Origin of the sequence: Xanthomonas hortorum pv. cynarae, assembly GCF_002939985.1 — a bacterium.
Taxonomy (GTDB): domain Bacteria; phylum Pseudomonadota; class Gammaproteobacteria; order Xanthomonadales; family Xanthomonadaceae; genus Xanthomonas; species Xanthomonas hortorum_D.
This window is the reverse complement of the sequence record NZ_MDFM01000004.1, coordinates 183,671-207,403: the sequence shown is the minus strand read 5'-3', so window position 1 is coordinate 207,403 and position 23,733 is coordinate 183,671. Positions and strand designations below refer to the sequence as shown.

Below are 23,733 nucleotides of genomic sequence, written 5' to 3'. Positions count from 1 at the left end.
GGACACAGAACGCCGTGCCGGCAGGGTTGGCAGACACATCCCTTTAGTCCAGGCGGCGTGCAGCTCCAGGGCGCGATGCTATCCAGCGTTGTCACCACTTATCCCGCCGGCTTGCGGGCCTTCTCAGCCCTGGCCTGTTCGCGCGCCGCGCGCAAACGATCGAGCTTTTCCTTGAGCTTGATCTCCAGCCCGCGCGGCACCGGGTTGTAAAAGACCCGCTCGCCCATCGCATCGGGGAACCCGGTCTGATCCAACGCGATCCCGCCTTCGGCATCATGGTCGTATTGATAATCCTGCCCGTAACCGAGCGTCTTCATCAGCTTGGTCGGCGCATTGCGCAAATGCAGCGGCACCTCTTGGGTGCCGGTGGCGCGTACTTCGGCCTTGGCCTGATTGAAGGCCGCGTAGCCGGCATTGGACTTGGCGGTGCTGGCCAGATACAGCACCAGTTGCGCGAACGCCAGCTCGCCTTCCGGGCTGCCCAGGCGCTCGTAGATGTCCCAGGCTTCCAGCGCCATGCTCTGCGCACGCGGGTCGGCCAGGCCGATATCCTCGATCGCCATGCGGGTCAGCCGCCGCGCCAGATACGCCGGGTCGCAGCCGCCATCGAGCATGCGGGTCAGCCAATACAGCGCGGCGTCGGGATTGGAACTACGCACCGATTTGTGCAGCGCCGAGATCTGGTCGTAGAACTGCTCGCCGTTCTTGTCGAAGCGACGGGTGCGGTCGGCCAGCACCTGCAGCAGCGTCTGCGGGGTGATCTCGCCGCCCTCGCCCGTCGCCAGTTCCGCAGCGATCTCCAGCAGCGTCAGTGCGCGGCGTACATCGCCATCGGCGGCGCTGGCGATTTCCAGCAGCGAGGCATCGGTGACCTGGATGGTCTCCTGCCCCAGCCCGCGCTCCGAATCATGCAAGGCCCGCTGCAAGGCCTCGACAATGTCCTGCGGCGAGACGCCTTCCAGCACATGTACGCGGCAACGCGATAGCAATGCGGAGTTCAATTCGAAGGATGGATTTTCGGTGGTCGCACCGACGAACAGAATCGTGCCGCGCTCGATATGCGGCAAAAACGCGTCCTGTTGCGCCTTGTTGAAGCGATGCACCTCATCGACGAACAACACCGTGCGGCGGCCGCTGGCAAAGCGCTGCGCGGCCTCGGCCAATACCTGGCGCACTTCCGGCAATCCCGACAAGACCGCCGAGATCGCCTTGAATTCGGCATCCGAGTAATGCGCCAGCAGCAGCGCCAGGGTGGTTTTGCCGCAACCGGGCGGGCCCCACAGGATCATCGAATGCACGCGGCCGGATTCCACCGCGCGCCGCAATGCGCTGTCGGGTGCCAGCAGGCGTTTCTGCCCGACCATCTCGTCGAGGGTGCGCGGACGCATGCGCTCGGCCAGCGGGCGCAGATGCTCGCCGTCTACGCTGAGCAGATCGGCTTCGGGAGCGATGGGGAGCTTGGTTCGTGCCACGCGTCATTGTATCGCGTAAGCAAACGGCCTTCTGCGAAGAAGGCCGTTGTCAGTGCGGATGCGTCGAACGAGGGCTTACTGCGCGTCGCCGACCACGTCCACACCCTTGCCCGGGGCGTAGCGAAAGGTGTCTGCAGCGAACGCCGGATTGCGCTTCCAGCCGCTGAAGCTGATCGCAGTGCGCTGGCCGACCGCATCCACCACCTCCATCTTGGCCAGACCCTCCTTGCCGAATCCCAGCGAGGCCATCTGGAAGCTGGCTTCGGTATCCACCTTGGGCGTCAGCGACAACCACTGCAGCCCGTCACGCGGCGCAGCCTCTTCGCTGACGTCGTATTGCTTGTCCAGGCGTGCCGGATCGATCAGGGCGACCAACGGGCTGTTCTGTTCTTCGTTGCCCTGCGCGCGCACGGTGACCTGCTCCAGGTCCGGGTCGAACACCCACACCTTCTTGCCGTCGGCAACGATCAGCTGCTTGTAGGGCTTGGCGTATTCCCAACGGAACTGGCGCGGCGCCGACAATGCCACCCGCCCGCTTGAGCTTTCCTTGACCCGGCCATTGGCATCGGAGACCTGCTGGCTGAACTGCCCGTCCAGCCCTTTGAGGCCGCGCGTGAACGTATCCAGTTCCTGACGTGCACCGGCAAATGCGGTGCTGGCGAACAGGGCGGTGGCGAGGACGGCATAACGGAGCTGGCGATGCATCGCGGTCTTCCAAAAGGGAATGCGTGGATTCTGATACTTCATAGATGAATGGGCGAGCGCTGTCGCCTGCCGCGCTCGGATCGCGGTTGCGACAAACCAATCCATCTCACTGCGCCGTCTGCACCCTGGACAGATCGCCATACACGATCTGCCCGCGAAACCCGCGCCGCACCTGCTGATAGAGCTCGCGGAATGCGCGGTAATCCTGCGGCTGACACAGCGCCTGCGGCCCACGCACTGCGGCACGCTGCAGCCGATGCACCGCGGTCACCGTCTGCCCTTGGCGCGTCCAGTCGACCGCGTACTCGCCGGCGGCATTGCGAAAGGTGCTGCTGCGCGGGATCGCGATGATCGGCACCGTCGCCGGGAAGCTCACCACATAGGTTTCTTCGCGCACGCTGTCGTTGCAGTAGAACGGAGTCAGATTGTCTTCGGCCGAGGTGGTCGTATAGATCCCGCGTGTCGATTCGGCACCGGGCATGTCGGGCAAGGTCATGCCGCCGACCACCGAAAAATCCACCGCATCGTTGGCCTGGAACGTGTAGCGGTAATTGAATGGCGCATCCAGATCCAGCGGGTCGCCCTGGATCAGCAGATCGCCGGTGCCGTCGAAGCCGGACTGGGCAATGATCGATTCTTCGATGCGATTGCGGTTCTGCGCGTTGAGTTGCACGAACATCGCGCGCAAGCCCACCTCGCCGGTCTGCCCGCTATCCAGCGTGGTCATGCCTTGCAGGCCGCCTTGCGGGGTGAAGCGATACTCGGTGCGCGCGACGTAGCGGTTGACCTTGCGGTCGTTGGGCGGGGTGTGCGTGACCTTGCCGTCCACCGTATGCACCACCGGCGCGCCGAGATCGCCGGCCGGCAGCTGGCCAAAGCGCGCGTAAGGGTTGGTCGAATCCACGTAAAGATCGAACGCCGGGATATAGGTAATGGCGTGATTGAAACGACCAAGCACCGGAATCGGCGGCAACGTGGGCCCGCCCTCAGCGCCGATCAGCACCGGCGTACTGGCAATGCCCTTGGCGGCCAGCAAGGCTTCCAGGATCACGGTGTGATCCTTGCAGTCGCCATAGTGGTTCGCCAGGATGCTGTCGGCGCTGTTGGGTTCCAGCCCGCCGTTGCCCAGGTACACCGCCACGTAGCGAATATTGCGCGCCACCCAGGCGTACAACGCCGCCGCCTGCGCACGCGGGTCGTCGATGCCACGCGTCACCTCGTCGGCCAGCGACTGGATCGCTGGCGTCACCGCAGCAGCGCGGCCGCCTTTGACGTGGTAGGCCAGGCCCATCTGCGACCAGCTGTCGAAGGTGCTGGCCATCAAGGTCGGGCTGAACTCCCAGGTCGCCGCGCTCCAGTTCTGGTTCTTCATCGGCGTGGCACGCTGGTAGCGCCATTCCCAGCGTGCCCGATCGCCGCGCACCACCGGCTTGGTGCCGCCCTGCAGCCCGCGCACCGACAAATGCATCGGCAAGGCCTTCGGCGCCACCAGCGTGATCACCGCATCGTCGTACTGCGCGAACACGCTGAAGGTTTCCCACAGACTGAAGTAGCCGGGGAAGTACGGGGTGTTCTGCGCACGCCGCACGCGATAGACGATGCGCGCACCCGGCGCCAGATTCGGGAACACCACCACCTTGACCTTGCGGTCGGCGTACATCGCTGCTGCCGCGCTGGAATAGCTTTCCTGGGTGTAGATCTTGTCGGCCGCCACGTCCTGGCGCAGCCCTTCGGCGGTGACGGTGTATGCCTGGAGCACCTCCAGGGTTTCCATCTTCTCGCTATAGCTCAGCCGCACCTGGCTGAACTGCTCCACCGCCGATTTGGTCTTGAGCAGGATCTCGTATTCGTCGGTTTCCACGCTGCTGGCGTCGGCACGCACTTCGTAGTCGGCGCGATAGCGCACGAAACTGTAGTTGGTGTCGGCCTGCGTGCGTGCCGCAGCGGCGGCAGGCGCGGCCTGCTGCTGGGCCTGAGCCAGCAGCGGCAATGAGATCAGCAGCAGAAGCAGCAACACAGGACGACGCAGCATGGGTCTCGATCACGACGGGCCGGAGCGGCCCTTGCTCAACAGGGTAGCCGGTGTACGCGGCAGCGTCAGGCACCTGCCTCCAACATCGCCGCATCCATGTGGCTGCGGGTACGCGTACGCAATGCCGATTGCGGGACGCGGCCTCTCGCCACGGTTTGTTAGCCGCCCCTAAGCCCGGAACGCGGCGCCACGCGTAAGCCGACACGCGCCGCGTTGCCGGTTGCCGGTTGCCGATTACTTGGGCGGCGGCGGTGCCAGCACGGTGCGGTCGCCGTTGTGCTCGGGCTGGCTGACCACGCCAGCCGCTTCCATCGCTTCGATCAAGCGTGCGGCACGGTTGTAGCCGATCTTCAAACGCCGCTGCACGCCGGAAATCGAGGCACGCCGGGTCTCGGTGACGATACGCAGGGCTTCGTCATACAAGGGGTCGGACTCGTCGCCGCCACCGCCGCTGCTTTCGGGCAGGCCGGTCGCACCCACCACGGTGCCGTCGCCCATGGTCTGCACTTCGTCCAGCACGCCTTCGACGTAGGACACCGGCCCGCTGGCCTTGAGGTGCTCGACCACGCGATGCACTTCTTCGTCGCTGACGAAGGCACCATGCACGCGGTCCGGTAGCGCTGTGCCCGGCGGCAGGTACAGCATGTCGCCGTTGCCCAGCAACGCCTCGGCCCCGGACTGATCCAGGATGGTGCGCGAATCGATCTTGGAACTGACCTGGAACGCCACGCGGGTCGGAATATTGGCCTTGATCAAGCCGGTGATCACGTCCACCGACGGCCGCTGCGTGGCCAGAATCAGATGGATACCAGCCGCACGCGCCTTCTGCGCCAGACGCGCGATCAGCTCTTCGACCTTCTTGCCGACGATCATCATCATGTCGGCAAATTCGTCGATGAAGATCACGATGAACGGCAGCGACTCCAGCGGCCGCGGCGCCTCACCCAATTCCGGATTGGGCTTGAACAGCGGGTCCATCATCGGCTGGCCGGCGTCGATGGCATCCTTGATCTTCTTGTTGAAGCCGGCAAGGTTGCGCACGCCCACCGCGCTCATCAGCTTGTAGCGGCGTTCCATCTCGGCCACGCACCAACGCAGGCCGTTGGCGGCCTCCTTCATGTCGGTGACCACCGGTGCCAGCAGATGCGGGATGCCCTGATAGACGCTTAGTTCGAGCATCTTCGGGTCGATCATCAGCATCCGCAGTTCCTTGTGCGAGGCCTTGAACAGCAGGCTCAGCACCATTGCATTGACCGCCACCGACTTGCCCGAACCGGTGGTACCGGCCACCAGCAAGTGCGGCATGCGCGCCAGATCGGCCACCGTCGGGCGCCCGGCAATGTCCTTGCCCAACGCAAGCGTCAACGGGCTCGGCGACTTGTCGTATTCCTTGGAGCGCAGCAGCTCGGACAGGAAGATCATCTCGCGGGTCACGTTGGGGATCTCCAGGCCCACCACTGACTTGCCTGGAATCACATCCACCACGCGCACCGACTTGACCGACAGCCCGCGCGCGATGTCCTTGTCCAGCGAGCTGATCTGGCTGACCTTGATGCCCGGCGCCGGCTCGATCTCGAAGCGGGTAATCACCGGACCCGGATAGGCGCCGACCACCTGCGCCTCGATGCGGAAGTCCTTGAGCTTGAACTCGATCTGCCGCGACAACGTTTCCAGCGTCTCTTCCGAATACCCCTTGGCCTGCGGCTTGGGGTCGTCCAGCAGGGCAAGCGGCGGCAGATCGGAGCCATCGGTGCTCACGCCCTGGAACATCGGAATCTGGGTGTCGCGCTTGGCGCGCTCGCTCTTTTCCACCACCGGTGCCGGCGGCGGCTCGATCTTGACCGGCTCGCGCTTGGCCTGCTTGACCGCATCGACCTTGCGCACTTCCTCGCGCTCTTCGCGCATCACGCGGGTCTGCTGCCATTCGGTGGCCTGGTGGGTCTTGCGCTGCATCAGCGGCCCCAACGCCAGCACGCCCTTACCGATACGTTCCATCAGCGCAAACCACGACAGCCCCGTGGCCAGGGTGATCGACACCAGCAACAACACCATCACGAACAGGTTCGCGCCCAGCGCACCGAACCCGGCGCTCAGCGAATTGCTGACCAACCGCCCAAGGATGCCGCCGGCCCCGGCCACATCGCCGGTGAACAGGCGCAGATGCAGGAAGCCAGTCGAAGAAATCAGGAAGCCCACCATGCCGACCAAGCGCAGTGCCGGCCCCAGATCGGCCTCGGCCTGCCCTTCCTTGTCCATGCCGAACAAGGCGATCCAGGCCACCGCGCCCAGCACCACCGGCAGCAGAAAGGCCACATAACCGAACAGCTGCAGTAGCACGTCGGCCGTCCATGCACCCACCCGGCCGCCCATGTTGTGCACCGGCGCGACCACGCTGCCGGTCTGCGACCAGCCCGGATCGGCCGCCGAATAGGTGAACAGGCTGGCCAGCAGATACAGCAGCAACGGCGCCACCGCGATCAATGCCAGATCGCGCCAGAGCTTTTGCCGACGCGGATTGTCCGCCACCGCCGTCTTGCGCGAGGACGGTTTGCCCTCTGCGGGCTTGCTGCGTTCGGGAACCTGCTTTGCCACCTGTAGCCAGACCTTAGAAATATGCTGTTAGTGATTGATAATAAACGACTGACGCCACAGTTTCAGCTGTTGAACTTCACCGCTTGTCTTGGCACCAGCCAGTCAACGAAAAACGCCGCACAAGGCGGCGTCGACTACGCGTACTGGGTGGACCATGCCATCTGCGGTTCATGCAGTTCCATCGCGCCGCCTTGATTCACCGGGTGGGGACCGCCACTCTATGCCGCCACAGGGGCGCGAATTCATGCGCCAGCCCTGCCTTTTCCTAGATCGCGAGTATACATGAGCGCCTCATCTGCCAGTCCCGCCAAGCATTCCCGCCTGCTGATCCTGGGCTCCGGCCCGGCCGGCTGGACCGCCGCGGTCTATGCCGCGCGCGCCAACCTCAAGCCGGTGGTGATCACCGGCCTGCAGCAGGGCGGCCAGCTGATGACCACCACCGAGGTCGACAACTGGCCGGGCGACCCCCATGGCCTGATGGGCCCGGACCTGATGAGCCGCATGCAGGCGCATGCAGAGCGCTTCGAGACCGAGGTGATCTTCGATCACATCCACACCGCCGATCTCTCGCAGCGCCCGTTCCGGCTGAGCGGCGACAGCGCCGATTACACCTGCGATGCGCTGGTGATCGCCACCGGTGCCACCGCCAAGTACCTGGGCATCCCCAGCGAAGAAGCCTTCAAGGGCCGCGGCGTCTCCGCCTGCGCCACCTGCGACGGGTTCTTCTACAAGGACCAGGACGTGGTCGTGGTCGGCGGCGGCAATACCGCAGTCGAAGAAGCGCTGTACCTGTCCAACATCGCCCGCAAGGTCTATCTGGTGCACCGCCGCGACACGCTGCGCGCCGAAAAGATCATGCAGGACAAGCTGTTCGCCAAGGTCGCCGCCGGCAAGATCGAAACCGTCTGGCACCACGCCATCGACGAAGTGCTGGGCAACGATGCCGGCGTCACCGGCGTGCGGGTCAAGTCCACCCTCGACGGCAGCACCCGCGAGATCGTTGCACACGGCTTCTTCGTCGCCATCGGCCATCACCCCAACACGCAGCTGTTCGACGGCCAGCTGGCGATGAACAACGGCTACCTGGAAATCCGCTCCGGCCTGAACGGCGCGGCGACCGAGACCTCGGTCAGCGGCGTGTTCGCTGCCGGCGACGTGGCCGACCAGCACTACCGCCAGGCGATCACCTCGGCCGGTTTCGGCTGCATGGCCGCGCTGGATGCCGAGCGTTATCTCGACAAGAGCGCCTGAGGTGGCTGACCGCCGGCCGCGCCGTGCGGGTAGCCTCATCACCAGCGAGCTGTGCGCATGAGCGTCACGGCCCGCTGGTGCCGCCGGCTGGACGAACTTCCGGCCGGCGCCTGGGATGCGCTGCACGACGGCACGCATCCCTTCGTGTCCTATGCCTTCCTGCAAGGTCTCGAACGCGAGGGCTGCCTGCGCCCGGATTGGGGCTGGAACCCGTTGCACCTGACCCTGTGGGACGGCGACACGCTGGTCGCCGCCGCACCGGGATATTTGAAGAACAACTCGCACGGCGAATTCGTGTTCGATCATGCCTGGGCGCATGCGTATGCGCGCTACGGGCAGGAGTACTTCCCCAAGTGGCTGTGCGGCGTGCCCTACTCGCCGGTGACCGGCCCGCGCCTGCTCGGCGCGGCGCAATGGCGGCCGCAGCTGCTCGCGGCGATGCGTGAACTGGTGGAGCGCAGCGGGCTGTCGTCGGCGCACGTGAATTTCCACCCAGTCGACGAAGACGCCGCGTTCGATGCCGACTGGCTGGAGCGCAACGATCTGCAATACCACTGGCACAACGCCAGCGGCTGGAGCGATTTCGAAAGCTTCCTGGCAGCGATGGACCACAAGCGGCGCAAGAACATCCGCCAGGAGCGCGCCAAGGTGCAGCGCGCCGGCGTGCAGTTGCGCGTGGTGCACGGCGACGAGGCCAGCGCTGCCGATCTGGACGCGATGTACGGTTTCTACCTCAAGACCTTCAACGAGTACGGCAACTCGCCGGCTTTGACGCCGGAATTCCTGCAACACCTGGCCCAGCACCTGCCACGTCAACTGGTGATGTTCATGGCCGAACTGGACGGACACCCAATTGCCGGCGCACTGTGCCTGCGCGGCCACGACACGCTGTACGGACGCTACTGGGGCGGCGAAGCGCTGCCGGGGCTACACTTCGAAACCTGCTATTACCAGGGCATCGAATACTGCCTGCGCGAAGGCCTGAGCCGGTTTGAACCGGGCGCTCAGGGCCAACACAAGATCGCGCGGGGCTTTTTGCCGACGCTGGTGCGCAGCCGCCACTGGATCGCCGACCCTGCCTTTCGCGAACCGCTGGCGCAATGGTGCGCGGATGAGCGCGAGGCTGTCGCCCAGCATGCGCGTGAGCTGTTCGAGCACAGCCCATTCCGTGATTAATGCCGCGCGGTTGACCCGCATGCCTAACGCGTCGCGACGGACGCAGTCGTCATGCGTGCCTGATGGCTGCGAAAGCGCTCTTCGGGCCGAGAGTCGCTGACAACACACGACGATGTCGTCAGGTGAGTGCAGCCGATTGACAGCCGTCCTCAGTGCGAACCGCATGGCAGGCTCTAAACTCTCCGCATGTCGCGCCCCCTTCCCTACCTGCTTGACGCCGATCCTGCCGCGCCGTTTCCGCCCGTCGAACACGCCTTGCGCGAGCCGGACGGCTTGCTCGCACTCGGCGGCGATCTGTCGCCGCAGCGGTTGCTCAATGCGTATGCGCACGGCGTATTCCCGTGGTTCTCCGACGACCAGCCGATCCTGTGGTGGAGCCCGGATCCGCGCACGGTCTTTCGCACCGATGCCGTGCATCTGTCCTCGCGCTTTCGGCGCGAGCTACGCAGCAGCACCTGGACCGTGCGTGCCGACACTGCCTTTGCGCAGGTGATCGACGCCTGCGCATCGCTACCGCGCGCAGGCCAGCACGGCACCTGGATTACCACGCCGATGCAGCAGGCCTACATCGAACTGCACCGCCTGGGCCACGCGCACTCGCTGGAAGTGTTCGATGGTGCGCGCTTGGTTGGCGGCATCTACGGTGTGGCGATCGGCCAGATGTTTTTCGGCGAAAGCATGTTCAGTGCCGAAAGCGGCGGCTCGAAGGTGGCGCTGGCAGCGCTCGCTGAGTATCTGCATGGCTGCGGATGGCCGCTGATCGATGCGCAGGTGGAAAACCCCCATCTGATGCGGCTGGGCGCGCAGCGCCTGCCACGCGCGCAGTTCCTGCAGCAGGTGCGGCGACAGGTCACCCAACCCTCGCTGCCCGGCAACTGGTCCGAGGGCTACGCCGAGCGGCCTGCCAGCGCGCTCGCTGAAGTCCGCTTAACATAAAATTTGCACCGGGGGGAGATGGAGCGTAAAATGCTGTCCCTTACGGCCCTCCCGGGCCAGCCGTGATTGCACAGGATTACATGTCGAAAGACGACTCCATTGAATTCGAAGGCAGCGTCAGCGAGACGCTCCCCAACACCACGTTCCGGGTCAAGCTGGAAAACGGGCATGAAATCATCGCCCATATCTCCGGCCGTATGCGCAAGAACTACATCCGCATCCTGACCGGCGACCGGGTCAAAGTTGAGATGACTCCTTACGACCTGACCAAGGGTCGTATTACCTACCGCATGAAGTAAGCGGTTCTGGTGTGAGACGCGAGGCGGCCACTGGCCGCTTTTTGTCGTGGCCGAGATTTGCGCATCTAAGTGGCAGCTGTGATCGGGCGGTGTCGGCTTGATCCTGTCTCCACCTCCAGCGCTTGCGCCTGATCGCTACATCGCCAAAGGTACGGAAGCGCGCTATCGCTGCTCCTCGCGAGCCGCCATCGCCACTCCGCTTCTACGCCCCCTCGGGCCACAAGTTCTGAGGCATAAAAAAACCGCTCTTTCGAGCGGTTTTTTCGTTTCAGGACCGCAAGGCGATCAGTCGACCGTTGCCGGCAGCAGACGCTCCGGTTCCGGGTGCGCTTCCACCACCAGCTCGCCATCCTTGACGTCGATATTGACCCGGCCGCCTTCCACCAGCTTGCCGAACAACAGTTCGTCGGCCAGCGGACGCTTGATCTTCTCCTGGATCACGCGCGACATCGGGCGCGCACCCATCAGCGGATCGAAGCCGTGCTGGGCCAGCCAGTCGCGCGCAGTCGGGGTGGCCGACAGCGAGACGTGCTTTTCCTGCAACAGCATTTCCAGCTCGATGATGAACTTGTCCACCACCCGCAGGATGTGGTCGAAGCCCAGCGGCTGGAACTGCACGATCGCATCCAGGCGGTTGCGGAACTCCGGCGTAAAGCCACGACGGATCGACTCCATCGCATCGGTGGAATGATCCTGCTTGGTAAAGCCGATCGAGCGCCGCGACGCCTGCGTGGCACCGGCATTGGTGGTCATCACCAGGATCACGTTCTTGAAGTTCGCCTCGCGCCCGTTGGTGTCGGTGAGGATGCCGCGATCCATGACCTGCAACAGGATGTTGAAGATGTCCGGGTGCGCCTTCTCCACCTCGTCCAGCAGCAGCACGCAGTGCGGCGTCTTGACCACCTTCTCGGTCAGCAGGCCGCCCTGATCGAACCCGACATAGCCCGGAGGCGCGCCGATCAGGCGGCTGATCGAATGCGCTTCCATGTACTCGGACATATCGAAGCGCACCAGCTCGATGCCCAACTGCAGCGCGAGCTGCTTGGTCACCTCGGTCTTGCCGACACCAGTGGGGCCGGCAAACAGGAAGTTGCCGATCGGCTTTTCCGGATTGGCCAGACCCGAACGCGCGAGCTTGATCGAGCCGGCCAGCGTCTCGATCGCCGGATTCTGGCCGAAGATCACCATCTTCAGATTGCGCTCCAGATGCTGCAGCACGTCCTTGTCGGTCGCGCTGACCTGCTTGGCCGGAATCCGCGCCATCTTGGCAACGATGGTCTCGATCTCTTCGATATCGATCAGCTCCTTGCGCTTGCCTTCCGGCAGCAGGCGCTGACGGGCACCGGCTTCATCGATCACGTCGATCGCCTTGTCGGGCAGCAAGCGGTCGCCGATGTGCTTGACCGACAGATCCACGGCGGCCTGCAGCGCGTCGTCGGCGTAAGTCACGCCGTGGTGCGCTTCATACTTGGGTTTGAGGCCCTGCAGGATTTCAAAGGTCTCGCCCACGGTCGGCTCGACGATGTCGATCTTCTGGAAGCGACGTGCCAGCGCACGGTCTTTTTCGAAGATGCCGCGATATTCCTGGAACGTGGTCGAACCGATGCAGCGCAACTCGCCCGACGACAATGCCGGCTTGATCAGATTGGACGCATCCATGGTGCCGCCCGACGCAGAACCCGCACCGATGATGGTGTGGATCTCGTCGATGAACAGCACCGCATTCGGCACCTTCTTCAGCGCCGCGAGCACGCCCTTGAGGCGCTTTTCGAAGTCGCCGCGGTACTTGGTGCCGGCCACCAGCGCGCCCAGGTCGAGCGAGAAGATGACCGCCTCGGCGAGCACCTCGGGCACGTCGTTGTCGACGATGCGCTTGGCCAGGCCTTCGGCGATCGCGGTCTTGCCCACGCCGGCCTCGCCCACGTACAGCGGGTTGTTCTTGCGCCGGCGGCACAGCACCTGGATGGTGCGCTCGATTTCGTCGGCACGGCCGACCAACGGGTCGATCTTGCCGTTTCGGGCCTGCTCATTGAGATTGGTGGCGAACTCGGCCAGCGCATCGCCCTTGGCCTCGCCTTCCCCACCTTCGCTCTTGGGCTCGCCATCGGACGCGGACGGCTGCTCGCCGTCTTCACCGAGCTTGGCAATGCCGTGCGAAAGGTAATTGACGATGTCCAGGCGGGTGATGTCCTGCTGATTCAGGAAATACACCGCGTGCGAGTCTTTTTCGCCGAAGATCGCGACCAGCACATTGGCGCCGGTGACTTCCTTCTTGCCAGAGGACTGCACGTGATAGACCGCGCGCTGCAGCACCCGCTGGAAGCCGAGGGTTGGTTGCGTATCGCGGCCATCGTCTTCTGCCAGGCGCGAGACCGAGGCCTCGATCGCCTGTTCCAGGTCGTTGTGCAAGCGCACCTGGTCCGCACCGCAGGCCTTGAGGACGGCCTGGGCGGAAGGGTTGTCTAGCAGCGAGAGCAGCAGGTGCTCGACGGTCATGAATTCATGACGCGCCTCGCGTGCTCGCTTGTAGCACTGGCCGATGGTTTGCTCTAGGTCTTTGCTGAACATTGGTAACTCCGAACGGCTGTTGCCAACAATATGCGGCTTTTGTTGGGATTTACCACAACCCTATCGGATAGGTATGTTCAGACGGCGTTAGCATGTGATTGCAGCCACAGTGTTGCACTGCTGGAATGATCCCTGACCGAACTCAGGTTTGCTCCATCGTGCACAGCAGCGGGTGCTGGTTCATCCGCGAAAACTCGTTGACCTGCGCCACCTTGGACTCGGCGACCTCGCGGCTGTAGACCCCGCAGACACCGCGCCCACGGGTATGGACATGCAGCATGACCTGGGTCGCCTGCTCCAGGCTCAGGTTGAAAAACTGCTCCAGAACGGTCACCACGAAGTCCATCGGGGTGTAGTCATCGTTCAGCAGAAGCACCTGATAACGCGGCGGTGGCGCCACTTCAGGCTTGCTGGCTTCGACCATCAGGCCGTGATCGTGTTCGTGCGTAGTATTACGGGGCATGTGGCCATTATACGGTTCATCGTTGCGCGCATTGGACGATTTGCGCCGCGGCCCGCACAATTTGTCTCCGATTCCCTGGCTGGCCCTTGATGACCGATTCCGTGACCGCGCTGCCACTGGCACCGTCGTGCGCCTCCACTACGCAACGATCCGCGCCGCCGCTTGGTACGCCTGATCGTTTGAGCCGAGCTGTGAGACGGGTTGTGATCGTGGCGAGTGCGGGTGCTGCGCGCCGGTTTTCCATCCGCCGGAGCCAATGTCGATGAACACGCCCGTAGAACGCTGGCACCCGGATGTCACCGTCGCCACTGTGGTGGTGCGCGACGGGCGCTTTCTGCAGGTGGAGGAGACCATCGGCGGCCGCCTGCTGTTGAATCAGCCGGCCGGACATCTGGAGCCGAACGAAAGTTTGCTGGACGCAGCGGTGCGCGAGACCCTGGAAGAGACCGGCTGGGATGTGCAGCTGACCCAGTTCATCGGCACCTACCAGTGGGTGGCGCCAAGCGGCCAGTGTTTTCTGCGCTTTACCTTCGTCGCCGAAGCGCTGACCCACCACCCCGAGCGCAGCCTGGATACCGGGGTGGTACGCGCACTGTGGATGACCCCGGAAGAGCTGCGCAGCGCGGCCGGCCGGCTACGCAGTCCGCTGGTGTGGGACGTGGTGAAAGATTATCTGTCCGGTCAGCGCTATCCGTTGGCGTTGGTGCAGCACGTCGCATGAGTACGCCGCGCATCATCGTTGGCGTGTCCGGGGGCGTGGATTCGTCGGTGGCGGCCTGGCGGCTTGCCCAGCAAGGCGAGTCGATCGCCGGGCTGTTCATGCAGAACTGGGCCGACGACGGCAGCGGCGATTGCCGCGCCGAAGATGATCGTCGCGATGCGGTGGCGGTCTGCGGGGTGCTGGGGATCCCGTTTCACTTCCGCGATTTTTCCAGCGAGTACTGGAGCGGCGTGTTCGAGCATTTTCTGGCCGAATACGCCGCCGGACGCACGCCCAACCCGGACGTGCTGTGCAACCGCGAAGTGAAGTTCAAGCATTTCCTGGATGCGGCCCAGGCGCTGGGCGCCGAACGCATCGCCACCGGTCACTACGCGCGGGTTGCGCACAGCGGCGGGCGGTGGCGCCTGTTGCGTGGTGCCGACCGCGGCAAGGATCAGAGTTATTTCCTGCACCAACTGGGGCAGACCCAGCTGGCGGCAACGTTGTTCCCGATCGGCGATCTGGAAAAAAGTACGCTGCGCCGGATCGCCCAGGACGCCAATCTGCCGACGCATGCCAAGAAGGATTCCACCGGCATCTGCTTCATCGGCGAGCGCGACTTTCGCGAGTTCCTGGGCCGTTATCTGCCCGCGCGCACCGGCGAGATCCGCGACCCGCAGGGGCAACGTATCGCCGAACATCCGGGGGTGTTCTATTTCACCATGGGTCAGCGCGAAGGCCTGAACATCGGCGGCGTGCGTGGGCGTGCTGCGGCGCCGTGGTATGTGGTGGGCAAGGATGTGGCGAGCAACGTGCTGTATGTCGACCAGGACCGCGACAGCCCGCTGCTGCAATCGCACTGGCTGCAGTCCGAGCAGGCCCATTGGGTCACCGGGGCGCCGCCGGCGCGTAGCTTCAGTTGCACCGCACAGACGCGCTATCGGCAGCCCGATGAACCGTGCACGGTGGAGGTGCGCGACGATGGCAGCGTGCAGGTACGTTTCGAACGGCCGCAGCGTGCGGTGACGCCGGGGCAATCGCTGGTGCTGTACGACGGCGAAGAATGTTTAGGGGGCGCAGTCATTGCGGCCACCGATGCACCGATGGAACGCCAATTGGCGGGATCTTCTTTTTTACCCGAGGTAGTGGCTTGATGAGTTCTTCCATGGATCACCGCGTGCTGGCGCTGGCCGGCGTCGCCCAGGCCTTGCAGCAGGTGCGGCGGATCGCCGAAACCGGGCATTCGGAGGCTGCGACGGTGCGCACCGCCATGGACAGCGTGTTCCGGGTGGATGCCTCCTCGCCGGAGGCCGTGTACGGCTCGCCGACCGATCTGGCACCGGGCTTGCGGCTGCTGCATAACTATTTCCGCAATCAGGGAAAGGACGAGGTGCTGCCGCGCCTGGCGCTGGCGGTGCTGCAACTGGAGCGCCGCTTCGTGCGCGACACCGCCACCGTCACCAGCGTGTCCAACGGGATCGAGGCTGCGGCGCGTCAGGCACAGACCCTGGGCGACAGCGGCCACCCCGACGTGCTGAGCGCGCTGGGCGCGCTGTATGCGCAGACCATCAGCCACTTGCGTCCCAAGGTGATGGTGCAAGGCAACCCGCATTATCTGGGCCAGGCCGGCGTAGTCGCAGAAATCCGCGCCTTGCTGCTGGCAGCGGTCCGCTCGGCGGTGTTGTGGCGCCAGATGGGTGGCAGCCTGTGGGATTTTCTGTTTGCCAAGCGCGCAATGCTCGAAGCGGTGGACCGCGCGCTGCGTTGAGTTCCGCGACAAACATGCTTTGACGCATGCGCTAGCGGCCGCTGGCGCGCGTCAACAGCGGTTGAATGGGCGAGACGATGTGGCGATCGTCGCTAAAGACAAAGGGGGTACGGCCGATACAGCAACCGTGACTCTGCCGAGAACGCCCATGTATTCACGTCCACTGATCCGTCTAGCCGCCCCTTTGGCTCTGACCTTGCTGTTTCCCTTCGCTGTCGGATTCGACTGGCCCGCTTCGGTGCGCTGGGCGATCCTGGCGACCATGACCCTTAGTTGGTTGGTTTTCGCTGCCTGGGTGACGTATTCCCAGTTCCGGCGTAATCCGGACCAGACCCGCATCCTGCGCGAGCAGGACCAACTGCTCAACGAACTGCGTACGTTCGTCAGCAACGAAGTCGACGGTTCGCGCTCGGAAGTCGAGCGTGCCCGCGAACTGATCCGTCAGGCCGTGTCCGGTCTTGGTGGCAGCTTCGAAGCGATGAACCGCAAGTCGCGTCAGCAAAGCCAGGCACTGGCCCGCATCGTCGACCGTGCCGGTGACGATGGCAGCGCCGGCGTCGACGTCGCTCGCTTCGCCCAGCACGCCAGCTCCCGCATGGAGCAGTTGGTGGAAGCGCTGGAACAGGTGAGCGGACAAAGTACCAACACGGTGCATCACATCGATGAGATGGCGCAGCACCTGGATGGCATCTTCGCGCTGCTGGAAGACGTCAAGTCGATCGCCGACCAGACCAACCTGCTGGCCTTGAACGCCGCCATCGAAGCAGCACGTGCCGGTGAAGCCGGTCGTGGCTTCGCAGTGGTCGCCGACGAGGTGCGCAACCTGTCCGAGCGTTCCACCACCTTCAACGAACAGATCCGCAAGCTGGCGCACAGCTCCAAGGAATCGATCGCCAAGGTTCGTGAAACGGTCTCGCAGCTGGCCTCGCGCCACATGGATCGTTCCCGCGAAGCCCGCCATGAATCGGCGGCGATGCTGGAGAATGTCGCTCAGATCAACGCCTCGTTGGGCGATGGCATGCGCGAAATTTCCGAGTGCGCTCGCTCCATAGACGGTAGCGTGGCCGAAGCGGTGCGTGCCCTGCAGTTCGAGGACATCGCCACGCAGACGCTGAGCGGCATCCACACGCATCTCGATCGCCTCACCGCGATCAACCGTGAAGCGGTGGCGCTGCAGGAACTGCTGCATCGCAATGGCGGCGTGTACGACAGCGATCTGGTCGCCGCGCTGCAGAAGGTGTCCACCCGCCTGCGCGATATGCGCGTGGAATGGGAGCGCCCGCCGCACAAGCCGGTGGCGCAGCAAGGCATGGGTGCCGGCACGGTCGAGTTGTTCTAAGACCGATGCCACGCACCATCTGACCCCGACATTCCCCGGCCTCCCCGGGGATTTGTCGTTCCGCAACGACCTGGTGTTCCGCTCATGACGCTTCTCGCCCCGACCGTCGATAGACCCACCGCCGTGCTGGAATCAGCCGTCGTTGCGGCCGCACAGGCCGAGCGCATCGCGCAGAGCGATGCTGCCCGGCCCACGCCGCGACGCGTGCGTATGCCGGCTGCGCTGGAACGGCTGGAGTGTGCGGCACGTGCGGAGGTGCAGGCATTGATCCATCCGCGCCGTAGCAGCAGCGAAGAAGAATTGCTGTTCGCAACGGTAGCGTGGGATCTGGGCCTGGACGGTGCTGCGGTCAGCGTGTCCGGACGCTGATGTCGAAACGGCGGGGCGTGCCTCGGCAGGCGCCCCGCTGGTTGTCATGACTGCCTGAGTTATCGATGATGGGTTAGGCGGTGCCGACAAGCCTGGCTCTGAACCACGCAGCATCTTTCGATTGCAGCATCAGGGTGACGTCTCCCCTTCCCGCCTGCTCTGCGACTTCTGCGACACAACACAACTTGACGCTTCGATCGATGCGATGTCATGGCAATGCTGTAGTGCGCGACATCTTGCGCGAGTGCGCTTGCGAGCTGGGTGCTTGCTCGCGATAAAAAGCCGTGAGATCTCGGCTTTCTTGGGGGTATTAGACGCTCGCAATGTGGTGTTGCAGAGCGGCTGATCTGCGGCTTGGTTGCAGGGCCCTTGCCCGCCTACCATCGCGGGACACGCCGCAAGTACGTCCGTGTAGGCTCTTACGCGGCATCCATGCCGCGTAAGGTCCCGCGACGGTAGGCGGGCAAGGACCAGTCGAAAATGTCGGTGTGCATGTTTGCAAGCAATGCACGGCGCGCAATGTTCGGATAACGGCTCGTCCGATCAGCATCCCAACGCAAGTCGAGCATCGGGAATGCTTTTACCTGGGCCACCGATCAACGCGCTGGTGCGGTGTCCTCACCGCTTGCGGGACCGTGTGGCGGCATGGATGCCGCCACCGAGCCTACATGGACGTACTTGCGGCGTGTCCCGCGAGCGGTGAGGGCATCGCGCCCTCGACTGACTCAACTTTTGACCTTGGCCAAACAACGCTACGACTCGATAGCTCGCTTGTCGTGGAGAGTGGTTGGTTTGCGCGGATAGATCAGTTGTAGAGGGCTGATTTGCTGCTTGGCGCTGGTGAGGGCATCACGCCCTTGATTGACTAGCAGCGGCTAACGAAATGTAGCGACCGGTCATCAGAATGGGCGTGGAAGGCGCGGACGACCCGGAATGCACGAGTGGTAGATGCCGGCCGCACCCGCCCGGCGACTTCGCAGCAGTTTTTCAGCCGCTCTGAATGCGGGCGATGCCACACACTGCGTCAGTTGGCGACGACCAGACGAGCGCCAAGGCGCATGCCGGCTTCGGCTTCGCGCAGCCACTGCGCCATGTCGCGTGGCGACAATGGGCGTGAGTAGAAGTAACCCTGGATCTCGTCGCAGCCCTGCAGGCGCAGCAGTGCGTCTTCCTGCACCGTTTCAACACCTTCGGCGACCACCTGCATGCCCAGCGCATGGCCCAGATGCACGATGGCCTGGGTGACTTCAGCGGTGTTGGCGTCGTCGAGCATGCCTTGCACGAAGCTGCGGTCGATCTTCAGGCGCTGCACCGGGAAACGGTTGAGATAGTGCAGATTCGAGAAGCCGGTACCGAAGTCGTCCACCGCCAGCAGCACGCCGTTCTGTTCGAACAGCTCGAAGCAGCGGCGCAGCGAATCCGAATCGCGGATCAATGCGGACTCGGTCAGTTCCAGCTCAAGCCGCGACGGCGACCAACCGTTGTCGCGGCAGATTTCCAGCACCCGCTCGGCAAAGCCGCGCTCGCGCAGCTGCACCGCAGACACATTGACCGCGATGCGGCTGAAATTGAGCCCGGCACGGTCCCAGACAACGGCCTGGCGGCAGGCTTCGCCGATGACCCATTCGCCCAGACGCACGATTTCGCCGCATTCCTCGGCGATCGGAATGAACTCGACCGGGCTGCAAGGACCATGACCAGGACGATTCCAGCGCATCAGCGCTTCGATCGCCGGCGAGGTATCGCCGACCGTGTTGACCAGCGGCTGATAGACCAGCGTGAATTCTTCGCGCTCGAGCGCGCCCTGCAGCGCGTGCTCCAGCTCCAGGCGGCGCTGCGCACGCAGCAGCACGTCCTGGCTGTAGTAATGGAAGGTGTTGCGGCCGGATTCCTTGGCCGCGTACATCGCCGCATCGGCGGCGCGCAGCAGGCTATCGAAATCCGACAGGCCATCGCCCTGCAGCGCAATCCCGATGCTGGCACCGAGCTTGAGGGTGACGTGGTCCTTGCGCAGCGGCTCGCCCAGCGCGCTGATCAACTTGCGTGCAACGTGGCCGGCATCTTCCGGCTCGCCCAGATCGCGCAGCAGCACGATGAATTCGTCATCGCTGAAGCGACCGAACAGATCGCTGTTGCGCAAATGCTGATGCAGGCGAGAAGACGCAAGCTTGAGCAAATTGTCGCCGGTGGCATGGCCGAACGAATCGTTGATGCTCTTGAAGCCATCCAGATCGATCAGCAGCATCGCCAGCACCTGACCGCGCTCATGCGCTTCGCGAATCGCGTTCTCTGCCTGCTCGCGCAACAGAAAGCGGTTCGGCAAGCCGGTCAGACGGTCGTAGTGCGCCAGCAGCTCGATGCGCTCGTTGGCTTCGCGTTCGCGGGTGACATCGCGGAACAAGGCGACAAAACGCGGCGGCAGGCCTTCGCGGCGGTCCAGTTCGATCAGTACCTGCACCCACACACGCTGGCCGGAGTTGCGATAGAAACACAGCTCCAGCTGCTCGGGCAGGCCGCCATCGGAAATCCGCAGCAGCGCCGCTTCGAAGGCGTCGCGCGAATCCTGGGTGTACAGCGACAGCGCCTGCTCCAGGGTGATGTTTTCCTTGCGCAGACCATGGATGCGATAGCACTCCTCGGTCCACTGCATGCGCCGGGTGTCGACCTCGATCTCGCAGCCGCCGATCTTGCCCAGCGCGGAGACGCGGTTGAGCAACTCGGTGCGCCAGCGGATCAGCGCGTCGGTCTGGCGTTGCTCGGTGACGTTCTGCAGCTGGCCGAGCAGGCGCACCATGGTGCCGTCGCCATCGAAGACCGGCTGCGCCCATACCCGCAGGTGATGCGGGTTGATGCCGGCAAGCCCGTTGATTTCCAGCTCGAAATGCATCGGCATGCCTTCGTGCTTGATCTTGCGCCAGGCGCTGCGCAGCTGCGCAATCGAGGGCCGGCCGAGCAGACGCAGGATGTCGCGAATGCTCTGCAGCCGTATCTGGGTCATGCCGAGCTGCTGCAGGAAATCGGGCGAGACCCACAACGCGTCTTTGAGCGTGTCCAAGCTCCAGCTGCCCATGCTGGCGATACGCTGAGCATCTTCGAGCTGGGCCTGCTGCTCGCGTAGCTGCTGCTCGAGCAATTTGTGGTGATGCACGTCGGTATGTGTGCCGACCATGCGCAGCGGGCGGCCGTCGGCGGTACGCGAGACCACGCGGCCGCGATCGAGGATCCAGCGCCACTGGCCATCGCTCTGACGCAAGCGGAATTCGGCCACATAGGTATCGGTGCGCCCATCCAGGTGCGCCTGTACGGCGGCACTGACCAGCGCATGGTCGTCGGGATGAATCAACCCGGACAAGGCGGTGAGATTGTTCGGCAGCGGCTGCTCCAAGTAACCGAGCATGCGGGTCCAGCGCTCCGAGCGGTACACCACGTCGGCAGGAATATCCCAATCCCACAAACCGTGATCGGCGCTGTCCAGACCCATTTCCCAACGGCTGGTGCCATCGGCGCCCACCGGCTCGGGAATGCTCAGCGTGAAGGCCATCACCTGGCCGTGTTCGTCGCAGACTGCGCGCAACCAACCTTCCAGACGCCCGCCGCCGGTGCCCGGCAGCACGCAGGCCGCCATGCCGCCGTTATCGGCCACCTGGGCTCGGCTGCTTTCCAGAACTTCGGCATAGGCACCAAGGGTTGCCGGCAATCCAAGCGACTGCGCAACGCGGTTGGCCGCCAGAGGCTGACCATGCGCATCCAACAACACCACCGCTGAGGTCAACGGGTGCTGCAGCATGCTTGCAATGACGCCTGAGTCCACTCTGGAACACTCCGAAGAATCGACCCCTGCCCCGGAGTCGCAATGGATAACGGCCGTTTTGGCGATTAGTTGAGGTACCTGTTTGCGGCACGACCGAACCGGGCCGAGTTACGGCTAAGATGGCTGCATCGCCCGCTCCAAAGGTCGTTCGCGGACCCATGCCTGATCCCGTTGCCGCGCCCGCGTTTTCGTCCGCCCCCGTCTCCCGACTTCGCTTAGCCGAACGCCTGCAACAGGGTCTGTGGACGCTGACAGGGCTGTATCTGCTGACTGGTGTGGTGTGGCTGCTGCTGGGCAACCGGCTGCTGCACCTGGCCGGCGCCGCCATGCCGGAGCGCTGGTCGGATGCGAGCTTTCTGGTGGTGTCGAGCATCGTGATCCATCTGGTGCTACGCCGCTTTGTCGCGCTGATCGTGGAAGAGCACGCCCAGTTGGCGCAGTCCGAGGCACTGCTGCAGGCCAAGTTCCTGGCCCTGCCCAGCCCCGCCCTGATCTACGACCTGGCCACGCTGCGCATCCTGGATGCCAACCCGGCAGCGCTGGAATTCTTCGGCTGGGAGCGCGACGAGTTTCTGCAGCAGACGTTGCAGGCGATCTGGCCCAATGCCGACGGCGTGCGTCTGGAAGAAATCATCACCCAGATCCGCGCCAAGGGCGACGACACCTGCACCCTGCACGAGGATCTGCTGACCCGCAGCGGCCCGCGCCATGTCGAGATCCGCAGCAATCAGCTGCATCTGGCCAGCGGCCCTGCCCGCCTGGTGGTCACCGTGGACCGCAGCGAGGAGCGCCAGGCGCAGCATCTGCGCGACGAAGCGCTTGAGCGGCTGGAAGAAGCGCAAGGCATCGCGCGGCTGGGCTCGTGGCAGCTGGATCGCGCCACCGGCCTGGGCCGCTATTCGCCGGCGGTGTATCGGTTGCTGGGCCGCAGCGTGCCGATGCATCGCCGCGAACATCGACTGGAAGAATTGCTGACCGCCTCGGATACCGCCACCCAGGCACGCATCGAACGGATGATCGAAGACATGTGCACCGGTGGGCAGGTGCAGATCGATGTGCTGCTACCGCTCACTGGCGGCGACTCGCAGCCGCGCACCGTGCACCTGCGTGCCGAAAGCGTCACCACGACGAGCGGCGCACGCCATATCCACGGCACGCTGCAGGATGTGAGCGAGCGCGAACAATCGCGGCGCCTGCTGCGCGAGCGCGAGGAGCAGTTCCGCGAGCTGGTGCGTGTGCTACCCGATGGTGTGCTGATCCTGGCCGACGAGCACGTGATGTATGCCAATGCGGCAGGCTCGACGCAGTTCGGCTTCCAGGGCGAGACCATTCTGGGTGAACCGTTGCAGACGCTGGTCGGCGAGCACGATCTGCCGATCGTGCGCGAGTATCTGCGCGCAGGCAGCGACCGCAACGAGCCGGTGTCCAGCGCACGGGCGATGCGCCGTCGCGATGGCAGCACCTTTTATGCCGGCCTGTCGGCTGGCGATATCCGCTACGGCGGGCGCGCCTGCAAATTGCTGGTGGTGCGCGATTTGAGCGAGCCCGAGCGTATGCGCGACGCCCTGGCCGAAAGCAATGCCGAACTGCAGGCGATGGCCAAGCGGTTGTTCTCGTTGCAGGAAGACGAGCGCCGCGCGATCTCGCGCGATCTGCACGACGATATCGGCCAGGCGATCACCGCGATGAAGCTATCCGCACATGCCGCGCTGGACGAGCTGGACCCGGCCGCGCGTCGCGAGGATCTGCTCGAGGTGGTGTCGCTGGCCGACAGCACGGTGACCAAGCTGCGTAATCTGTCGATGCTGTTGCGCCCGCCACAACTCGATGCACTGGGTCTGGAAGCGGCGCTGCGTTGGCAAGCCTCGATGTTGTTCCGCGCCTCGCAGGTGCATCTGGAACTGGATATCCAGGCCCTGGACGTACGCCCCGGCAACGAAATCGAACAGGCGTGTTTTCGCATCGCGCAGGAAAGCCTGACCAATGCGTTGCGGCATGCGTGCGCGGGCGAAGTGCGCATGAGCCTGCAGACGATCGACAGCCAGAGCTTTCGCCTGGAAGTGAGCGATGACGGCGATGGCTTCGAACCCGAAGGCCCGCGCGGTCTCGGGCTGATCGTGATGCGTGAGCGTGCGCAAACCGTCGGCGGCGCGCTCGCGATAGAATCAGCCCCCGGAGCAGGCACGCGCGTGACGTTGCGCCTGCCCTATCACCCGGTCGGCGAGTCCGTCCACGACGATGGTGGACGTTGA

17 protein-coding genes and 1 other RNA gene are annotated in these 23,733 nt (G+C 64.3%); 10 read left to right on the top strand and 8 right to left on the bottom strand.

Going from position 1 to position 23,733, the window contains the following annotated elements; translation table 11 throughout:
* Window positions 1-98: 98 nt before the first annotated feature.
* The 4 genes from XcyCFBP4188_RS04540 to XcyCFBP4188_RS04525 all read right to left on the bottom strand — a co-directional run bounded on the left by XcyCFBP4188_RS04540 (window position 99) and on the right by XcyCFBP4188_RS04525 (window position 6,801).
* The gene (locus XcyCFBP4188_RS04540) at window positions 99-1,388 is read right to left on the bottom strand and encodes a replication-associated recombination protein A (RefSeq protein ID WP_180337233.1); all 1,290 of its coding nucleotides are present in this window, start codon (window positions 1,386-1,388) and stop codon (window positions 99-101) included.
* A gap of 159 nt (window positions 1,389-1,547) precedes the next feature.
* A complete protein-coding gene (gene lolA / locus XcyCFBP4188_RS04535; RefSeq protein ID WP_046931994.1) occupies window positions 1,548-2,219 on the bottom strand; it encodes an outer membrane lipoprotein periplasmic chaperone LolA in 672 nt (223 codons plus the stop codon).
* A 64-nt stretch (window positions 2,220-2,283) separates the two neighbouring features.
* On the bottom strand, window positions 2,284-4,209 hold the full coding sequence (locus XcyCFBP4188_RS04530; RefSeq protein WP_046931992.1) for a DUF3857 domain-containing transglutaminase family protein: 1,926 nt from the start codon (window positions 4,207-4,209) through the stop codon (window positions 2,284-2,286).
* Between the two features lie 234 nt (window positions 4,210-4,443).
* Window positions 4,444-6,801: a DNA translocase FtsK gene (locus XcyCFBP4188_RS04525; RefSeq protein WP_006448849.1), complete on the bottom strand. Its 2,358-nt coding sequence runs from the start codon at window positions 6,799-6,801 to the stop codon at window positions 4,444-4,446.
* Window positions 6,802-7,083: 282 nt separating this feature from the next.
* Here XcyCFBP4188_RS04525 and trxB point away from each other — a divergent pair, with 282 nt between their 5' ends.
* From trxB to infA, 4 genes are all read left to right on the top strand, one after another.
* Window positions 7,084-8,052 (top strand): thioredoxin-disulfide reductase, encoded by a 969-nt coding sequence (gene trxB, locus XcyCFBP4188_RS04520; protein WP_006448848.1) that lies wholly within the window; start codon window positions 7,084-7,086, stop codon window positions 8,050-8,052.
* Between the two features lie 57 nt (window positions 8,053-8,109).
* Window positions 8,110-9,228 (top strand): GNAT family N-acetyltransferase, encoded by a 1,119-nt coding sequence (locus XcyCFBP4188_RS04515; protein WP_006448847.1) that lies wholly within the window; start codon window positions 8,110-8,112, stop codon window positions 9,226-9,228.
* A 186-nt stretch (window positions 9,229-9,414) separates the two neighbouring features.
* Window positions 9,415-10,164 (top strand): leucyl/phenylalanyl-tRNA--protein transferase, encoded by a 750-nt coding sequence (aat, locus tag XcyCFBP4188_RS04510; protein WP_104591702.1) that lies wholly within the window; start codon window positions 9,415-9,417, stop codon window positions 10,162-10,164.
* Window positions 10,165-10,244: 80 nt separating this feature from the next.
* Complete coding sequence (infA, locus tag XcyCFBP4188_RS04505) at window positions 10,245-10,463, top strand: translation initiation factor IF-1 (protein ID WP_002813418.1); 219 nt, start codon at window positions 10,245-10,247, stop codon at window positions 10,461-10,463.
* A gap of 285 nt (window positions 10,464-10,748) precedes the next feature.
* On the opposite strand, the gene clpA is transcribed toward infA, so the two are convergent.
* Together clpA and clpS are read right to left on the bottom strand one after the other, a co-directional pair.
* Complete coding sequence (clpA, locus tag XcyCFBP4188_RS04500; RefSeq protein WP_074057509.1) at window positions 10,749-13,031, bottom strand: ATP-dependent Clp protease ATP-binding subunit ClpA; 2,283 nt, start codon at window positions 13,029-13,031, stop codon at window positions 10,749-10,751.
* Window positions 13,032-13,173: 142 nt separating this feature from the next.
* On the bottom strand, window positions 13,174-13,494 hold the full coding sequence (clpS, locus tag XcyCFBP4188_RS04495) for an ATP-dependent Clp protease adapter ClpS (RefSeq protein ID WP_043889778.1): 321 nt from the start codon (window positions 13,492-13,494) through the stop codon (window positions 13,174-13,176).
* 262 nt (window positions 13,495-13,756) lie between these two features.
* Between clpS and XcyCFBP4188_RS04490 the strand changes: the two genes are divergently transcribed.
* The 5 genes from XcyCFBP4188_RS04490 (at window position 13,757) to XcyCFBP4188_RS04470 (ending at window position 17,670) form a co-directional block, all read left to right on the top strand.
* Window positions 13,757-14,215, top strand: coding sequence for an NUDIX hydrolase (locus XcyCFBP4188_RS04490; protein WP_104591701.1), 459 nt, complete (start codon window positions 13,757-13,759; stop codon window positions 14,213-14,215).
* The gene (mnmA, locus tag XcyCFBP4188_RS04485) at window positions 14,212-15,348 is read left to right on the top strand and encodes a tRNA 2-thiouridine(34) synthase MnmA (protein WP_104591700.1); all 1,137 of its coding nucleotides are present in this window, start codon (window positions 14,212-14,214) and stop codon (window positions 15,346-15,348) included. Before XcyCFBP4188_RS04490 ends, mnmA begins: the two co-directional genes overlap by 4 nt.
* Complete coding sequence (gene hflD, locus XcyCFBP4188_RS04480; protein WP_104591699.1) at window positions 15,348-15,962, top strand: high frequency lysogenization protein HflD; 615 nt, start codon at window positions 15,348-15,350, stop codon at window positions 15,960-15,962. Before mnmA ends, hflD begins: the two co-directional genes overlap by 1 nt.
* Window positions 15,963-16,023: 61 nt before the next feature.
* The gene (locus tag XcyCFBP4188_RS04475) at window positions 16,024-17,301 is read left to right on the top strand and encodes a methyl-accepting chemotaxis protein (protein ID WP_172839307.1); all 1,278 of its coding nucleotides are present in this window, start codon (window positions 16,024-16,026) and stop codon (window positions 17,299-17,301) included.
* A gap of 84 nt (window positions 17,302-17,385) precedes the next feature.
* Complete coding sequence (locus tag XcyCFBP4188_RS04470) at window positions 17,386-17,670, top strand: hypothetical protein (RefSeq protein ID WP_006448839.1); 285 nt, start codon at window positions 17,386-17,388, stop codon at window positions 17,668-17,670.
* An 873-nt stretch (window positions 17,671-18,543) separates the two neighbouring features.
* Here the strand turns inward: XcyCFBP4188_RS04470 and XcyCFBP4188_RS04465 are convergent.
* Window positions 18,544-18,620: non-coding RNA, sX9 sRNA (locus tag XcyCFBP4188_RS04465), on the bottom strand.
* Between the two features lie 74 nt (window positions 18,621-18,694).
* Entirely contained in the window at window positions 18,695-21,481 is a 2,787-nt protein-coding gene (locus XcyCFBP4188_RS04460) for a bifunctional diguanylate cyclase/phosphodiesterase (RefSeq protein ID WP_174705827.1), read from the bottom strand.
* A 119-nt stretch (window positions 21,482-21,600) separates the two neighbouring features.
* Here XcyCFBP4188_RS04460 and XcyCFBP4188_RS04455 point away from each other — a divergent pair, with 119 nt between their 5' ends.
* The gene (locus tag XcyCFBP4188_RS04455; protein ID WP_080949677.1) at window positions 21,601-23,733 is read left to right on the top strand and encodes a sensor histidine kinase; all 2,133 of its coding nucleotides are present in this window, start codon (window positions 21,601-21,603) and stop codon (window positions 23,731-23,733) included.

What these genes read in the sequence shown, in the direction of transcription:
- trxB (WP_006448848.1), top strand. Translation starts at nt 7,084, where the DNA reads ATGAGCGCCTCATCTGCCAGTCCCGCCAAGCATTCCCGCCTGCTGATC.
- XcyCFBP4188_RS04490 (WP_104591701.1), top strand. Translation starts at nt 13,757, where the DNA reads ATGAACACGCCCGTAGAACGCTGGCACCCGGATGTCACCGTCGCCACT.
- XcyCFBP4188_RS04540 (WP_180337233.1), bottom strand. Translation starts at nt 1,388, where the DNA reads ATGCGTCCGCGCACCCTCGACGAGATGGTCGGGCAGAAACGCCTGCTG.
- XcyCFBP4188_RS04515 (WP_006448847.1), top strand. Translation starts at nt 8,110, where the DNA reads ATGAGCGTCACGGCCCGCTGGTGCCGCCGGCTGGACGAACTTCCGGCC.
- mnmA (WP_104591700.1), top strand. Translation starts at nt 14,212, where the DNA reads ATGAGTACGCCGCGCATCATCGTTGGCGTGTCCGGGGGCGTGGATTCG.
- XcyCFBP4188_RS04455 (WP_080949677.1), top strand. Translation starts at nt 21,601, where the DNA reads ATGGCTGCATCGCCCGCTCCAAAGGTCGTTCGCGGACCCATGCCTGAT.
- XcyCFBP4188_RS04530 (WP_046931992.1), bottom strand. Translation starts at nt 4,209, where the DNA reads ATGCTGCGTCGTCCTGTGTTGCTGCTTCTGCTGCTGATCTCATTGCCG.
- clpA (WP_074057509.1), bottom strand. Translation starts at nt 13,031, where the DNA reads ATGTTCAGCAAAGACCTAGAGCAAACCATCGGCCAGTGCTACAAGCGA.
- clpS (WP_043889778.1), bottom strand. Translation starts at nt 13,494, where the DNA reads ATGCCCCGTAATACTACGCACGAACACGATCACGGCCTGATGGTCGAA.
- hflD (WP_104591699.1), top strand. Translation starts at nt 15,348, where the DNA reads ATGAGTTCTTCCATGGATCACCGCGTGCTGGCGCTGGCCGGCGTCGCC.
- XcyCFBP4188_RS04470 (WP_006448839.1), top strand. Translation starts at nt 17,386, where the DNA reads ATGACGCTTCTCGCCCCGACCGTCGATAGACCCACCGCCGTGCTGGAA.
- aat (WP_104591702.1), top strand. Translation starts at nt 9,415, where the DNA reads ATGTCGCGCCCCCTTCCCTACCTGCTTGACGCCGATCCTGCCGCGCCG.
- lolA (WP_046931994.1), bottom strand. Translation starts at nt 2,219, where the DNA reads ATGAAGTATCAGAATCCACGCATTCCCTTTTGGAAGACCGCGATGCAT.
- infA (WP_002813418.1), top strand. Translation starts at nt 10,245, where the DNA reads ATGTCGAAAGACGACTCCATTGAATTCGAAGGCAGCGTCAGCGAGACG.